The sequence below is a fragment of the Flavobacterium cheonhonense genome (assembly GCF_035671315.1).
Lineage (GTDB): Bacteria > Bacteroidota > Bacteroidia > Flavobacteriales > Flavobacteriaceae > Flavobacterium > Flavobacterium cheonhonense.
In genome coordinates, this window is sequence record NZ_JAXAVY010000004.1 from 1 (window position 1) to 16,706 (window position 16,706).

9 protein-coding genes are annotated in these 16,706 nt (G+C 39.1%); 8 read left to right on the plus strand and 1 reads right to left on the minus strand.

The features are described 5' to 3' along the window. The 4 genes from SK086_RS09885 to pafA form a co-directional block, all read left to right on the plus strand. The coding region (locus SK086_RS09885) for a T9SS type B sorting domain-containing protein (protein WP_324691332.1) at positions 1–3,414 on the plus strand (3,414 nt) is incomplete at its 5' end. A 26-nt stretch (positions 3,415–3,440) separates the two neighbouring features. Then, a complete protein-coding gene (locus tag SK086_RS09890; RefSeq protein WP_324691335.1) occupies positions 3,441–4,388 on the plus strand; it encodes a PorP/SprF family type IX secretion system membrane protein in 948 nt (315 codons plus the stop codon). Between the two features lie 10 nt (positions 4,389–4,398). After that, on the plus strand, positions 4,399–6,282 hold the full coding sequence (locus tag SK086_RS09895) for an OmpA family protein (protein WP_324691337.1): 1,884 nt from the start codon (positions 4,399–4,401) through the stop codon (positions 6,280–6,282). A 391-nt stretch (positions 6,283–6,673) separates the two neighbouring features. After that, positions 6,674–8,284, plus strand: a complete 1,611-nt coding sequence (pafA, locus tag SK086_RS09900; RefSeq protein ID WP_324691340.1) for an alkaline phosphatase PafA — start codon at positions 6,674–6,676, stop codon at positions 8,282–8,284. A gap of 45 nt (positions 8,285–8,329) precedes the next feature. On the opposite strand, the gene lysA is transcribed toward pafA, so the two are convergent. Continuing rightward, on the minus strand, positions 8,330–9,535 hold the full coding sequence (lysA, locus tag SK086_RS09905) for a diaminopimelate decarboxylase (RefSeq protein WP_290876496.1): 1,206 nt from the start codon (positions 9,533–9,535) through the stop codon (positions 8,330–8,332). A 335-nt stretch (positions 9,536–9,870) separates the two neighbouring features. Here lysA and sucC point away from each other — a divergent pair, with 335 nt between their 5' ends. From sucC to SK086_RS09925, 4 genes are all read left to right on the plus strand, one after another. Further along, positions 9,871–11,064 carry an ADP-forming succinate--CoA ligase subunit beta gene (gene sucC, locus SK086_RS09910; RefSeq protein ID WP_290877433.1) on the plus strand — a complete coding sequence of 398 codons (1,194 nt, stop codon included), beginning with the start codon at positions 9,871–9,873 and terminating at the stop codon, positions 11,062–11,064. A gap of 149 nt (positions 11,065–11,213) precedes the next feature. Further along, on the plus strand, positions 11,214–13,175 hold the full coding sequence (locus SK086_RS09915; RefSeq protein WP_324691344.1) for a tetratricopeptide repeat-containing sensor histidine kinase: 1,962 nt from the start codon (positions 11,214–11,216) through the stop codon (positions 13,173–13,175). Beyond that, positions 13,172–13,930, plus strand: coding sequence for a LytR/AlgR family response regulator transcription factor (locus SK086_RS09920; RefSeq protein ID WP_290877430.1), 759 nt, complete (start codon positions 13,172–13,174; stop codon positions 13,928–13,930). The genes SK086_RS09915 and SK086_RS09920 overlap by 4 nt, the downstream gene beginning before the upstream one ends. Positions 13,931–14,039: 109 nt before the next feature. Further along, the gene (locus tag SK086_RS09925) at positions 14,040–16,625 is read left to right on the plus strand and encodes a DUF7619 domain-containing protein (RefSeq protein ID WP_324691349.1); all 2,586 of its coding nucleotides are present in this window, start codon (positions 14,040–14,042) and stop codon (positions 16,623–16,625) included. The last annotated feature ends 81 nt before the right edge of the window (positions 16,626–16,706 follow it).

A 16,706-nucleotide genomic window follows, 5' to 3' on the forward strand; every position in this document is an offset into this window, starting at 1 on the left:
CTGACCATAGTTCAACCGCCAATTCCCGGTAACAATGCATCCGTTACACTTTGTGTTTTGAGTCCGTCAGTTAATTTATTTACGTTGTTAGGTCCAACAGCCCAAACAGGCGGAACATGGTCACCAGCTTTAACTAGTGGGACAGGAGTGTTTAATCCTGCGGTTGATCCTTCAGGGACTTATACTTATACATTAAATGGTACAGCACCATGTACTAATGTTAGTGCCAATGTACAAGTTGTTGTTAATCCGGTGCCGGATGCAGGAAATAATGGCGTTTTAGCTATTTGTTCAAACCAAAGTCCGGTAGATTTATTCGCCTCACTAACCGGGACACCGCAATCGGGTGGAACATGGTCGCCACCATTAAATAGCGGAACGGGAATATTTAATCCGGCTGTTGATTTATCCGGAGTTTATACTTATACCGTTAGTGGTGTTTCACCTTGTGTTGATGATACAGCTACGGTTTCGGTAACAGTTACTCAAGGTCCGGAAGCCGGAACAGACAATACAATAACACTTTGTGTTGACAGTCCTTCTCAGGATTTAGCATTGTTGTTGGGGGTTAACTCTCAACCTGGCGGTGTTTGGTCGCCTGCTTTGACCAGTGGAACCGGTGTATTTAATCCGGCTGTTGATGCGGCAGGAGCTTACACTTATACATTGTCGGGAACGCAACCTTGTGATAACGATAGCGCCATCATAACTGTTATCGTTAATCCTATTCCTAATGCAGGAGATAATAGTAGTATTGCTTTCTGTGAAAACAATCCTCCTCAAGATTTGTTTACTTTACTTGGTGCAAATGCTCAGTCAGGCGGAACTTGGTCACCGGCATTAGCCAGTGGCACAGGAGTTTTCAATCCGGCTGTTGATTTGGCAGGTACTTACATTTATACAGTAGGCGGAGGTTTATGTAGTAGTGATACAGCAACGGTGTCAGTTTCTGTAAGTCAAGCGCCTAATTCTGGTGGAGTAGGGCAAGTACTGAATGTTTGTGAAAGTACCACAGCTATTGATTTAGCAACCGGATTAGACGGTACCCAAGACACTGGCGTTTGGAATGACGATGATACTACAGGAGCGCTCACAGGAGCCATTTTCAATCCTACTATTGTTGGTGTTGGAACTTATCATTTTACTTATACAGTAACTGGAAATGCTCCTTGTGCTAATGCTTTTTCAACGGTAACGGTAATTGTGCATCCGTCACCAATCGCAGGAACTGATGGTGTATTGACAGTTTGTTCAACAGATGGTTCTCAAGATTTATTTGGATTGTTAGGTTCAACAGCCCAAACCGGAGGGACGTGGTCGCCTGTATTAGCCAGTGGGACAGGAGTGTTTAATCCGGCTGTTGATACACAAGGCGTTTATACTTATACAGTTTCTACTGCTTTTTGTGCATCGGTTTCTGCAAACATAAATGTTACCGTGAATCCAGCTGCCAATTCCGGAGGTGTGGGGCAAACAATAACAACTTGTGTCAACATAACGTCATTAGACTTAACAACGGGCTTAGATGGGACTCAAGGTACAGGAACTTGGACTGACAACAACAGTACAGGTGCTTTAACCGGTAATGTGTTTAATCCATCTACAGCAGGAGTTGGAACCTATACTTTTACCTATACAGTAATAGGTACAGCACCATGTTCTAATGCAGCGTCTACTGTAACTGTTGTCGTAAATTCGGTGCCGAATGCCGGTGCATTTAGCGGAGCAGTGACACTGTGTTCAAGTGTCGGTGTTTTAGATTTAGCCTCTTTACTAAATGGAGAAGATACCGGTGGTGTTTGGACAGATGCTACATCGCAAACTGTCATATCACCAATATCCATTGTGAGTTTTGCTGCCGGAACTTATTCTTACACGTATACGGTGACTAACACTTGTTCTACAGATACTGAAAACGTACAGTTTACGATTTTACCTAATCCGCAAATGGCCAGTTTCAATATTTCGACTTCACCTGCTTGTTTAGGGTCTGATGTAGTGGTGAATTTGAATGGAATGACAGATGGAACTTATACTTTAACCTATGACTTAATCGGTGCAAATACTGCTGCAGGTCAAACCGCTACTGTAACCATAACCGGTGGTGTAGGAAGTTTTACTATTCCGGCGTCTCTGTTGCCTAATATCGGAACTACAGTTGCCAATTTCACGACCATTTTAAATACAGCGACCAACTGTTCTATAACCTTGATAGGAGTAGCGACTCAAATACTGGTTCGACCTTTGGCCGACATTGATACCACAAACTTGAGTTCAACAGCAGTTTGTTATGGCACCGATGTAGTAGTTGCTATTTCCGGAGCTACTAACTTACCGGACGGAGTATATCAGTTCAATTATTCTATTCCGGGGACCAATCCGACTTCTAACAACTCGGGCAATGTTACCATAACCGGTGGGGCAGGACAGTTTACTGTTCCGGCAACTATTTTTGGTTCAGCCGGAAATTACACCATGACTATTTTCGGAATAATTGCCACTGCCGGTTGTACCAACACTACTGAGAGTGCTTCAGTATCTTTAGTAATTAATGCGTTGCCAAGTTTGCAAAATGCAACAGTTACGGTACAAGATACTTGTGCCAATTTTGACAGTTTGGTTACCATTTCAGGAGCCAGCAACTTAGCTGATGGTGATTATACTTTAACCTATCAACTTTCAGGGGCTAATACAGCTACGACGACGATTACCGTCACTATTAGTGGTGGTAACGGTAGTTTCAGTATACCAGCATCGGAATTGGTAAATAACGGAACAACTACGTTAACAATCGACCAACTCGATTCGGTAACCACTACTTGCGGTGTCACCGGAACTATTATTCCTCCAATTGATTTCAATGTTACGCAGTTGGGTACACCGCAACTCATCCAAGATGGTAATCTTTTCTGTGAAGATGACAGTCCAACCATTGCCAATCTATCAGGTAATTTAGTTGGATTCCCAACGGTAATTTGGTACAATGCACCAACGGGAGGAACGGCTTATAGTGCTACTGATTTATTAGTTCATGCTACTACTTACTATGCGGCTTTAACCACAGCAAGTGGTTGTGAAGGAGCAGTTCGATTGGAAGTTACGGTTGATTTGACCGTATGCGACGACATCCTGATTCCGGATGGTTATTCGCCTAACAACGATGGTATCAATGATACTTTTGAAATTGAAAACTTGGCGACCATCTATCCGAATTTCAAATTAGAAGTCTACAACAGATATGGTAACCTGATTTACACCGGAAACAGAAATACGCCAAATTGGGACGGAACCACTACAGTTAGCGGTTTGAACTTAGGCAATAACATATTGCCAAACGGGGTTTATTTCTATATACTCTATTTTAATGACGGTGTTCGAAAACCGGTTCAAGGAAGAGTTTATCTAAACAGATAATGAAGATGCGTACAACTAAACTATATATGATTCGATACTGCTTTGTAAGCTTGCTTTTGGCATTGTGCTCTTCCAAAATGGCAGCCCAGCAAGATCCGCAATTCACCCATTACATGTACAATATGAGTGTCATCAATCCGGCTTATGCTACCGAAGATAAAGACATCATCAAAATGGGAGGCATCTATCGTGCCCAATGGGTTGGTATTGAAGGCGCGCCCACTACCCAGTCTTTTTTCGTGCACAAACCGGTTTCTAAAAAAGTAGAATTAGGCTTGTCTGTCGTACACGATGAAATTGGCAATGTAGTGAACGAGAGTAACATCTTTGCCGATATCGCTTATGTCTTGTCTTTGTCGGAAAGCACTCGATTGTCTTTCGGGGTGAAAGCAGGTGTAACGCTATTCAGTACTAATTTCAACGGATTCCAATACACTGATCCACTTCCGGATCCGGCTTTTCAGAACAACTTGAGCCAAACCTTTCCTAACATTGGTGCCGGAACATATTTGTTTGGGGATAACTACTATTTAGGCTTTTCAACGCCCAATTTATTAACTACCAAACACCTCGAAAATACTAACGGTATCACAACTAGCGGCGTGGAAGCGGTTCACTATTTCTTAACCGGGGGTTATGTCTTTACTTTTAACGGTAACGACAATTTTAAAGTGAAGCCGGCTTTTATGGCCAAAGGAGTCGCTGGAGCACCGCTTTCGGTTGATTTAACCACCAACGTACTAATTAACAACAAGTTTGAAGCCGGTATTGGCTATCGCTTAGATGATTCGGTAAGCGGATTAGCCAGTTTTTATGTAACGCCAACGCTTAGAATTGGTTATTCTTACGATTATACGCTTACTAATTTGAGAAACTTCAATAATGGTTCACATGAGGTTTTTGTGTTGTTTGATCTCGATTTAGGTCGAATGTCATCCGGAAAAGGATATGATAAATCACCAAGATTCTTCTAAAACGGATACTATGAAAAAAGTCATTTACCTATTATTTATTTTTTGCAGTATCACCACTCTTTTTGCCCAAAAGAAAGTCAGTGCCAAACAAGCCCATGCCTTGTTCAATCGCAAAGCGTATATCAAGGCTGCTGCTGCCTACGAACAATTACCGCAATCCCGTGAAGTGTTGCAAAACTTGGGAGATTGCTATTATTACAACTTTCAAATGGACAACGCAGTTCGAGCCTACGGGCAGTTGTTTTTTACTTTTAAAGACAGCGTAAAGAAAGACGTTTATTTCCGTTATGCCAACGCACTTAAAGGTGCCAAAGATTTTGATAAAGGCGACGCCATCATGTCGGAGTATCTCGGCTATGAGCAAAATACGCCTAAGTTCATGAAGAATGCTACTCGAAATATTCCCGACAGTTACAAACTCGAAATGATGTCGAAGAACAAAACCAACGGCGATTTCGGTATTGCTTTCTACGGCGAAAAAGTGACTTTTGCGTCACTTCGAAATGCCGAAGGCGACCAATCTTACAATTGGAACGATCGGCCTTATCTGGATTTGTTTATGGCGACTGTAAACGATAAAGGCCAATTGGTGCAAATAGAACCTTTTCCGGAAAGCATCAATACCAAAAAGCACGAAAGCAATGCTACATTCAGTGCCGATGGCAAAATCATGTACTTCAATCGCACCGGAGAAAAACAGGTCGAAGTCAACAACGAAAAAGTAGCCACTGTAAAAATTTACAAAGCCGAATTTGTTGACGGTAAATGGACTAATGTTAAAATGTGCTCATTCTCCAGCGATGAATATTCGGTACAACATCCTTTCTTAACCAAAGACGGCAAAAAATTATACTTCGCCAGCGATATGAAAGGTACCATTGGTTCGATGGATCTTTTTGTAGTCGATGTTTTAGAAGATGGCACTTACAGTCAGCCTCGAAATTTAGGCGAAACCATCAACACCATTCACCGTGAACAATTCCCTTTTGTAACCGAAGACGGAACGCTGTACTTTGCTTCCGATGGCCATCAGGGTAATGGGAATCTTGATATTTTTATGAGCTATAAACTCTCGGAAACAGAATTCGACAAACCACTCAATCTCGGGTCTACCATCAATAGTGAGATGGACGACTTCAATTATATCCTTGATGAAGTCAACAACAAAGGTTATTTTGCTTCTAACCGAACCGGAGACGACAATTTGTACACCTTTATTCGTGAAGATAACAAACTGCAATATTTGGTTGAAGGTGAAGTGCGCGATTTGAAATCACTGGAACTTTTACCGGGCGCAACGGTAAAATTGTTCAATGACAAAGGCGAGTTGTTGGAAGAAGTTGTAGTAGGGAAAGACGGCGATTTTACCTTTAACACCGAGCCAAATAAGAAATACAAAATCATGGCTTTCAAGGATTTTTATATTCCTGCCGAAGCCGAGTTTGATACCAGTCAGAAAGGTAAAGTTTATCTCGATTTACAAATGAAAGTCGAGTCCTATTACGACGCCGAAGACATCATCAACAAAAAAGATGACGGTACGGTATTGATTGAACTCGAAAATATTTACTTCGATTTAGACAAATGGAATATCAAGCCGCAAGCTGCACAAGTTTTGGATGTGTTGGTTGGCTTGTTGAAAAAATACCCATACATGGAAATTCAAATCGGTTCACATACCGATTCCAGAGCTTCGGAAATATACAACCTAAGATTATCCAACCGAAGAGCTGCATCTGCCTTAGAATATTTGGTGCAAAACGGTATTGAAAGACGTCGCTTGAAATCGGTAGGTTACGGCGAAAGCAAGCCGCTGATCATTTGTCCGAAAAACGATTGTACCGAAGCCGAACACGCCACCAATCGTAGGTGTACATTTATGATTCTGAAATAAAGTTAGTTGTTTTAATGTTGTTTTTAAAATTGGGAATTTGCCAAATGCACGCTTTAACGAGTGTGCATTTGTTTTTTTCAGGCTTCCTTCTATACAAACTTTATTAATCTTTAGACTCTAAAATTATTGTAGCAATATTTTTGTAACAATTTATTTTGCTACATTTTTTTTGCTACAACTTTTTCACGCAAAGTTTTTTAGGGATTTTTTTAAAATTCTGTAACTTAATTCAAGAAAAGTTCAATTTATATTGGAGTAAAAACAGAAAACAGGAGTGACGGTCAAACCAAAAGTTCTAGTGATGGACAACGCTGAGTTATAACTTTAGATTAACACTAATAGTGGTTAGGATTGGGATGTAATTCCTATTTTTGTCATTCAATTTTATATCATGAAGAAAGTACTTTCACTCCTTTTTGTTGTTGTCGTTACCCATTTGTATGCCCAGCAAAAACCCAAATTAGTGGTCGGTATTGTTATCGATCAAATGAAAACCGAATACCTCTATCGTTTTCAAAACGACTTCTCTGAAAATGGTTTCAAGCGATTAATGAAAGACGGTTATACCTTCTACAATATGCATTACAACTATATGCCAACTTATACTGCGCCCGGTCATGCTTCCATTTACACGGGTACAACACCGGCTTTGCATGGTATAGTGAGCAACGAATGGTTCCATCGTACCTTAAAAAAAGAGGTTTATTGTACCGATGACGACAGTGTTTCTACTTTAGTTCCCGGGACTGAAAAAGAAGGCAAGATGTCGCCTAAAAACCTACAAGCCACTACGATTACCGACGAATTAAAATTGGCTACCAACTTCAAAGGCAAAGTCATCGGGATGAGTATCAAAGATCGTGGTGCCATTCTTCCGGCCGGCCATTTTGCCGATTGGGCATTTTGGTATACCAAAACCGGTGAATTTATTTCGAGTTCTTTCTACGGAAAAACGCTGCCGAATTGGGTAACCGAATTCAACCAAGAAAAACAATATTTACCATACATCAATAGCGGTTGGAATTTGCTGAAGTCAGTTGAAACTTACAACGAAAGTTTGGCAGACAACAACAATTACGAAGGCAAACTCTACAAAAAGCTACCGGTTTTTCCCTATAATTTAAAAGAAATGTACGATAGCAACGATGCCGGTGTGTTGCGCGTAACGCCTTTTGGGAATGATGTGTTGGCCAATTTGGCCAAGCGCGCCATCGAGAAAGAAGCATTAGGTCAAGATGAGATTACGGATTTTTTAGCGGTGAGTTTTTCTTCTACCGATTATATCGGTCATACTTTCGGACCGCGTTCTATAGAAATTCAGGATACCTATTTGCGCTTGGATTTGACTATAGCCGATTTTTTGAATTATTTGGATAAAACGGTTGGGAAAGGCAACTACTTGGTTTTCCTCACTGCCGATCATGCTTGTGCCGAAAATTCCACCCATTTAAAAGAACACAAATACCAAGTAGACAATATTAGTTATAAAGAGGTTACTAAAGATTTAATTGCGTTTTCCGAGCAAACTTTCGGTGTGAATTTGTTGTTGAAATACGATAGCTATAATGTGCATTTCGACAAAGACATCATCAAAAGCAAAGGTTTAGATTTGGCCAAAGTGAAGCAAAGCTTTAAAGATTTCCTTTATACCAAAAACTATGTAAAGCGCGTGTACACCGAAGAAGAGATCTTGACTTCAGGTGCCAATGACATGCTATTAAGTTTTGTATTTAAAGGATACGATCCAACGCAAAACGGCGATTTGTATTTTGTATACAAACCCGGCTATGTAGAATATTCTGCAACCGGTGCAACACATGGTTCTCCGTATGCTTATGATACCAATGTGCCTTTAATTTTTTACGGCTGGAATATCAAAAGCGGCGAATCTTACAACAAAAAAGTAATCACCCAAATTGCGCCAACCTTGTCTAAAAAACTCAAAATAACCTTGCCTAATGCCACGGAAAGTGAAGTGCTGGAGGAAGTGTTAGGGAAATAAAAGAACAAAAAATAAAAACCCCGAATTAATATTCGGGGTTTTCTTTTATACTTCAACCATAATTTGGTTTTGCAATAAATCTTCAAAAGTTTCTCTTTGTCGGATCAGATGACCTTTGCCGTTTTTCCACAACACTTCGGCCGGTTTGAAACGCGAGTTGTAGTTGGAAGCCATCGAGAAACAGTAAGCGCCCGCATTTCTGAAACACAAAGTGTCACCTTCGTGAATTTCAGCTATGCGACGGTTACTGGCAAACGTATCGGTCTCACAAATATAACCAACCACGGTATAAAAACGTTCTTTGCCTTTTGGATTGGAAATGTTTTCTATGCTGTGTTGCGACCCGTAAAACATCGGGCGGATTAAATGGTTGAATCCGCTGTCTATTCCGGCAAAAACTGTCGATGTGGTTTGTTTGATTACATTCACAGTCGCCAAAAAGTAACCGGCTTCGCTTACCAAAAACTTGCCCGGTTCAAAGGCTAGAGTGAGTTCACGACCGTATTCTTTTTCAAAGGCCAAAAAGCGTTTGGTTAATTTTTTACCTAATTCTTCGATATCGGTTTCGATATCGCCTTTTTTGTAAGGTACTTTAAATCCGGAACCGAAATCTAAGAAGTCTAATTGTTGGAATTGTTTCGCGGCATCGAACAAAATTTCAGCGGCGTACAAAAACACTTCAATGTCCAAAATATCAGAACCGGTGTGCATGTGAATCCCGTTGATGTGCATCTTAGTGTTTTCTACAATGCGCAAAATATGTGGAATTTGGTAAATGGAAATCCCGAATTTACTATCGATGTGTCCCACCGAAATATTCTCATTGCCGCCGGCCATAACGTGCGGATTGATGCGGATGCAAACCGGAACAGTTGGGTATTTGGTGCCGAAATGTTCTAAAACCGATAAGTTATCAATATTAATTTGAACGCCTAGTTTTGCTACGGCTTCTATTTCTTCAAAAGAAACACCATTAGGGGTAAAGATGATTTTGTCAGGTGTAAAACCGGCATGCAGTCCTAACTGTACTTCTTGTAAGGAAACGGTGTCCAATCCCGAACCCAAGTTCTTCAAAAGTTTCAAAACAGAAATATTAGACAAGGCCTTCATAGCATAGTTGATGCGAAGCTTCTCCACCTTGGCAAAAGCATTCGTCAAACGTTTGTACTGAAATTCGATTTTTTCAGCGTCATACACATACAAAGGATTCCCGAATTCTTGGGAAAGGGCTACTAAATCTGTTGTTTGTATCATAGAATTTTAAATTTGTGCAAAACTAAGTCGCATGACGCGCAAATCCAAAGAAAAACGCCACGTTAACAACTCTTTAAGTCATTTGACGGTCAGATTTTAATCGTATTACCTCGGAATATCAAATCGTTTAAGTTGAATAAAGTGGGATGAATGTATTGGAAAACGATACTATAGCAGGATTAGTTAAAACTTGTACTAAAGTAGAATTGTTTTTTTGCGAATTAAATGTACTAAATTGATATACATTTCTTTTTGGTTTGAGACTAATTAATTACTTTTGTCACACATTTGCCGAATTCATTTTCGGCATTGCAACACAAAAAATCTTCATTATGAACATTCACGAATATCAAGGAAAAGAAATTTTAGCCAGTTACGGAGTAAGAGTACAACGCGGCATTGTGGCTAACAGCCCGGTTGAAGCGGTAGCAGCTGCTAAACAGTTAACGGCAGAAACCGGAACAGGATGGCACGTTGTTAAAGCGCAAATCCATGCCGGAGGAAGAGGAAAAGGCGGCGGCGTAAAGTTGGCCAAAAACTTGCAACAAGTGGAGGAGTTATCTGAGCAAATCATCGGGATGATGTTGAAAACACCTCAAACACCACCGGAAGGGAAAAAAGTACACAAAGTATTAATTGCTGAAGATGTTTACTATCCGGGAGAAAGTGAAACTCAAGAGTTCTACATGTCGGTTTTATTGAACAGAGCCAAAGGAAGAAACATGATTATGTATTCAACCGAAGGCGGAATGGATATTGAAGAAGTAGCCGAGCATACGCCACACTTAATCTTTACTGAAGAAATAGATCCTGCTGTAGGATTGCAAGGTTTCCAAGCCAGAAGAATTGCTTTCAATTTAGGGCTTTCCGGAAATGCGTTCAAAGAAATGGTGAAGTTCGTTGAGTCTTTGTACAACGCTTACATTGGTTCAGATGCTTCTATGTTTGAAATCAATCCGGTTTTAAAAACATCCGATAACAAAATTATGGCCGTTGATGCCAAAGTAAATATTGATGACAACGCTTTATACAGACAACCAAAATACGCTGACATGCGCGACATTCGTGAGGAAAATCCAATCGAAGTAGAAGCCAAAGAAGTTGGGTTGAACTACGTTGACCTTGACGGAACAGTTGGTTGTATGGTAAATGGTGCCGGATTGGCAATGGCTACTATGGACTTAATCAAATACGCAGGATTCGAACCGGCTAACTTCTTAGACGTTGGAGGAACTGCTGATGCGAAACGTGTGGAAACGGCTTTCCGTATCATTTTGAAAGATCCGAACGTAAAAGCTATTTTAATCAACATTTTTGGTGGTATCGTTCGTTGTGACCGTGTAGCTCAAGGTGTTGTTGATGCTTACAAAAATATGGGAGATGCGATTAAAGTGCCGATTATTGTTCGTTTACAAGGAACCAATGCAGAAATTGCTAAAGAATTAATCGACAATTCAGGAATGCCAATCTTATCTGCGGTACAATTCCAAGAAGCAGCCGACCAAGTTAAAGCCGCTTTATCATAATATTGTTTTAAACCAATATAGAGAATCCCGAGTTTTGGCTCGGGATTTTTTTTTGTCAAATTCTCAACTAAAGTTGGTAAATACTCATTTGCTGTTTTTCCCTCCGAATGGAAATCTTACATTTGTTATATAGCATTGACTTTATTATCATGAGAAAACTTTACCCTTTCATATTGGCTTTTTGGTGTACAGCCTATTTTTCGGTTGAAGCCCAAAATACCAAAGCTGACAGCTTGATAACAGTGCTTGGCAAAACCAAAAATGACATCGACAAAGCCCAGTTGCTCAATGCTATAGCCGATGCTTATAAGACTTCTGATCCCAAATCGATGAAGGTTTATGCCCAAAAAGCTTTCGATTTGGCTCAGAAAACAGACTACCAATTGGCCAAAGGGAATGCGTTGTTGAATTTAGGAAACGCTACTATTATCTTAGGTGACTATCCCAAAGCATTACGCTATTTTACCGATGCGCAGCATGTATTTGAAAATGCCGCTGCAGCTACTGATAAAGAGCAGCAAAAAGGTTTAGCCAAATCGTTGGGTAGTATTGGAATTGTCTTTTCGGAACAGAGCAATTATGCCAAAGCATTGCAGTATTATCTCAAATCGGTTACCATTTACGAGCAACTTCGCGACGAAGAAAAATGCGCCAAACTATACAATAATATCGGTATCGTTTATAAATCATTAGCCTCCGATTTTAAAGCCTTGGCCTATTTTGTCAAAGCACAAAAAATACAAGAGCAATTAGCCGATCCGAATATAGGCATTACGTACACCAACATTGCCAATACCTATTTAAAGCAAAACAATCCGGAGAAAGCTTTTGAATACTACACCAAAGCCAAATCGGCTTTAGACCAACACCCGAATCCACGTGCTTTGGGCGAATGGTTCAACAATGTCGGTTTGTATTTCAAATCGACCCAACAACCCGAAAAAGCTGTAGCGCACTGGAATAATGCCATTCAAACTTTTGAGAATATAGAAGATAAATTCGGGGTAGGCGATACGTATTTGTTGTTGGGACAATTGTATTTGGAACAAAACAAAGTGCAACAAGCTATTGCTTTTGCCGAAAAAGCTTCGGCGCTGGCTAAATCGATTAAAGTATTGGAGCAACAGGTGATTGCTGAAAAATTGTTGAGTGACATTTATGCTAAACAAAACAATTCGGTTCAAGCCTTGTTGCACTTTAAAGCGTACAGCATCGCTAAAGACAGTTTGACCAATGAAGAAAACATCCGCCGAACGGTAGAAGAAGAAATGGCATTCGATTTTGAAAAACGCGAAGCCATCCATCAAAAAGAAATTGAAAAGCGCGATTTATTGTTGCAGGAAGAATCCAAACGCAATGTACTGCAACTGATATTTGCGGCGGTTTTCGGCTTGTTGCTTTTCGGTATTGCGTTTCTGATTTACAACAGAATTCAGTTGAAAAAGAATTTAACGTTGCAAAAAGAATTGGCCGAGTACGAACAAAAAGCCTTGCATTTGCAAATGAATCCGCATTTTGTGTTCAATTGTTTGGGATCGATATCGAGTTTTATCGTGCAAAACGGTACCGATTCGGCCATCAAATACTTGTCGAAATTCTCCAAATTAATGCGGTTGACCTTAGAGTATTCAAAAGAATCTCTGATTCCCATCGACAAAGAAATTGAGAGTTTGCAAAACTATTTGGAACTTGAGCAATTGCGGTTCAATAATAAGTTTACCTTTTCCATTTTCAAAAGTGATGCGATTGAAGACGATATGGCTATACCGCCGTTATTGTTACAACCTTTTGTGGAAAATGCCATTATTCACGGTGTCATTCCCAAAAAGGAAATAGGCAGTATTGCGGTTCGCTTTGTGTTGGAAAAAGACAGCTTGTTTTGTACCGTAGAAGACAATGGTATAGGGTTCAGCGAGTCAAAATCGCAAAAACAACATTCGGTAGTAGCGCACAAATCGATGGCGTTGGATATTACCAAGAAGCGTTTGGAAATGATAGAATCGACAACCAAACAGAAAACAGAGTTCACCATAGAAGAAGTTAAAAACAACAACGGAGAAACACAAGGCACTAAAGTGACTTTGCATTTGCCCATTCAATATATCAAATGATTACAGCCTTATTAATAGACGATGATAGCAATTTGAGAAACGGTATGAAAAGCTTGTTAGCTCGATATGCGCCTGAAATCCGCATTATAGGAGAAGCCGATAGTGTTGAATCCGGCGTGAAAATCGTATTGCAAAATCAGCCGCAAGTAGTATTTCTCGACATTCATTTGGGCGACGGTTCCGGTTTTGATTTGCTGGAGGAAGTCAACCAACGCGGCAAACTCAATTCGCAAATCGTATTCATTACAGCGCACGAGCAATATGCCATTAAAGCATTTCGATTCAGTGCTTTGGATTTTTTGCTCAAACCCGTTGATCCGGAAGAATTGCAAAAAGTCATCGAAAAGCTACAGCAAGTCATTGACAAAAACGACAGCGTAGCGCACATTGATTTGTTGTTGGAGAACATTCGTAAGAAAGTCGATAATTTCAAGCGAATTGCTTTGTCGAATTCCGATGGGATTCATTTGTTTGAAGTGAGCGATATTATCCGTTGCGAAAGCGAAGACAATTACACCAAGTTTTACATCAAAAACAGCAAACCGATATTGATTTCCAAAACGTTGAAAGAATACGAAGAATTGTTAACCGAGCATGGATTTGAGCGGATTCACCAAAGTCATTTGATCAATTTGGCGTATTTGAAATCGTATATCAAAAAAGACGGCGGTTATGTAATCATGGCAGACAATGCGAATTTGCCGATTTCACAGCGAAAAAAGGAACGATTGCAGGAATTGCTGAAGACGTTGTAGCAAATTCTAATTCAAACTCAGTCGTTACTCATTTAACAAACAGTAACCAAAAACGAAGCGTACTTTTATAAAGTCAAACCAAAAAACAATCATAACGAATCTCTATATTATGAAAAAACTATACTTTTTATTGATTTTAATTTCAGGATTAGCCAGTGCGCAGATTATTAATTTTCCGGATGCGAATTTTAAAGCGAAGTTGTTAATGGCTAGTCCTGACAATCAAATAGCATATAGCACTAATGTCAATGGACATATAAAAATCGATTCAAATAATGATGGGGAAATACAAGTTAGCGAAGCCGCTCAAGTGACATATTTAGATGTACAGTTCTCTAACATAAATAGTGTTGTTGGAATTGAATTCTTTACTAATTTAATTCAATTTTACTGTACTAATAATAATTTAAGTACTATTGATGTGAGTAGTCTAGTGAATTTGAATTATCTCTACCTTAAAGAAAATAATTTAACCCAAATAGATGTTAGTGCTTTAGTGAATTTAAAAACGTTAGATTGCGAAGGCAATAATTTAACCTCTTTGGATATAAGTAGTTTAACCAACCTTGAAAATTTGTTTGTTAATTACAATCAGCTTACTACTATTACGTTCAATGCTTCCGGTGTTTTTAAAAAAATACACTGTATAGGTAATGTTTTGACTAGTCTTGATTTGAGTATGTTTCCCACTTTAATCGAAATTCATTGTAGTAATAATTTATTGACTAGTCTTAATGTTGCTAATTTGGTAAACCTTAAGACGTTATTTTGTGGTTACAATCAATTGACCTCTATTGATGTGAGTGATTTGATTGCGCTAACCTCTCTTCAATGTTTCAATAACCTGCTCACTTCTCTTGATTTGACGGGACTTACGTCTGTTCTTTATTTTGGGTGTCAAAACAATTTACTAACTACAATAGATTTCAGCTCTCTTAATTCTGTGAGAAATATTTCTTTGGGTAATGAAGGTTTTGGGACGGTTGATTTCAGTACATTGAACAATCCGGACTTAGTTGTTGGATTTGATTTTTGGGGAGGTAATCAAACCGTTTTAGATTTGAGTGTATTGCCTAATTTGTTAAAGACTAGTTATTATTACACTAGTTTGATAAATGTTGATATTTCGCAGAATCAATATGTTAATGAAGTTTTCTTTTCAAACAATTTTGATTTGACTTATGTAAATATGAAAAACGGAAATTTAAATTCCTCTTTTTTTTCTGCTTGCCCTTCGATGGAATTTGTTTGTACAGATGATGTTGAAACGGTTAATGTTCAAAATCAGTTAAATAATTATGGTTTGGCATCAGTAGTTTGTAATTCTTATTGTACTTTTGTACCTGGTGGCAATCACAATACCATCTCAGGAACTTTAACCTTAGATAGTAACAATAACGGTTGTGATGCAGCGGATGGGTTTAATCCTAATATCCGATTGAACATAGTGGATGGTCTTTCTTCGGGTTCAACATTTACTAATGCTGACGGACAATACACTTTTTATACATTGGCGGGTAATTTTACAGTAAGTCCGAATATCGAAAATCCGTCTTGGTTTACTATTTCTCCCAATAATGCTAATTTTAATTTTGCTAATACGAATAATAATAGTGCAACACAAAATTTCTGTATTACACCTAACGGTATTCATCCTGATTTGGAAATTGTTGTTGCTCCTGTAATTCCGTCGCGTCCAGGTTTTGAGGCAGTTTACAAAATTGTTTATCGCAACAAAGGAAACCAAACCTTGTCACAAGCTTACGGGATTAACTTTTTCTATAATGACAACCTGATGGATTTGGTGTCCACCAGTATAGTGCCAACTTCTTTAGTTAGCGGAGGCATTTCTTGGGATTATGCCAACTTACAGCCTTTTGAAAGTCGGGAAATTTTAGTGGCTTTCAATATTAATGCCCCTACAGCAGCCAATCCGGTGAATATTAATGATGTATTGACATTTACAGCTTCCATCTTGCCGCAGGCAGGCGATGAGAATACTAGTGATAATTTGTATGTGTATAATGAAGTCGTGGTTGGTTCTTATGATCCGAATGATATTACGTGTTTGGAAGGTGATGTTGTTTCGCCGGCAGAAATAGGGGATTACCTGCATTACATGATTCGTTTTGAAAATACCGGAACAGCGGAAGCGGAAAACATAGTGGTTCGAACTGAAGTCAATCCGGCAGATTTTGATATCAATTCTTTGCAACTTTTAAATACTTCTCATCCTGTAAACGCTAAAATTACAGGCAATGTAGTGGAGTTTATTTTTCAGAATATTTTATTAGAATCAGGCGGTCACGGAAACGTATTACTAAAGGTAAAATCGAAAGATACTTTACAACAAGGCGATAACGTTAACAAAAGAGCCAACATTTATTTTGATTACAATTATCCGGTAGCTACTAACGAGGCCGAAACTATTTTCCAAGCCTTGAGTAATCCCGATTTTGAACAAGACCAATCAATCTCGGTTTATCCTAACCCAACAAAAGACAAAGTCAATGTTTCGGGCGATTTTACTTTGCAAACGGTGCAATTGTATGATGTACAAGGCAGATTATTGCAAATCCAATTGGCCAATGACAATCAAACCATTATAGATATCTCAGTGCACAGTAACGGTGTGTATTTTATAAAAGTAACCTCGGACAAGGGAATTAAAGTTGGGAAAATAGTTAAAGAATAAGTTCGGGTTTTATAATTGTGGTAAAGGCATACAGTTTTGTATGCCTTTTTTTTTGTATATCATTTTTGCAAAATTTATCAA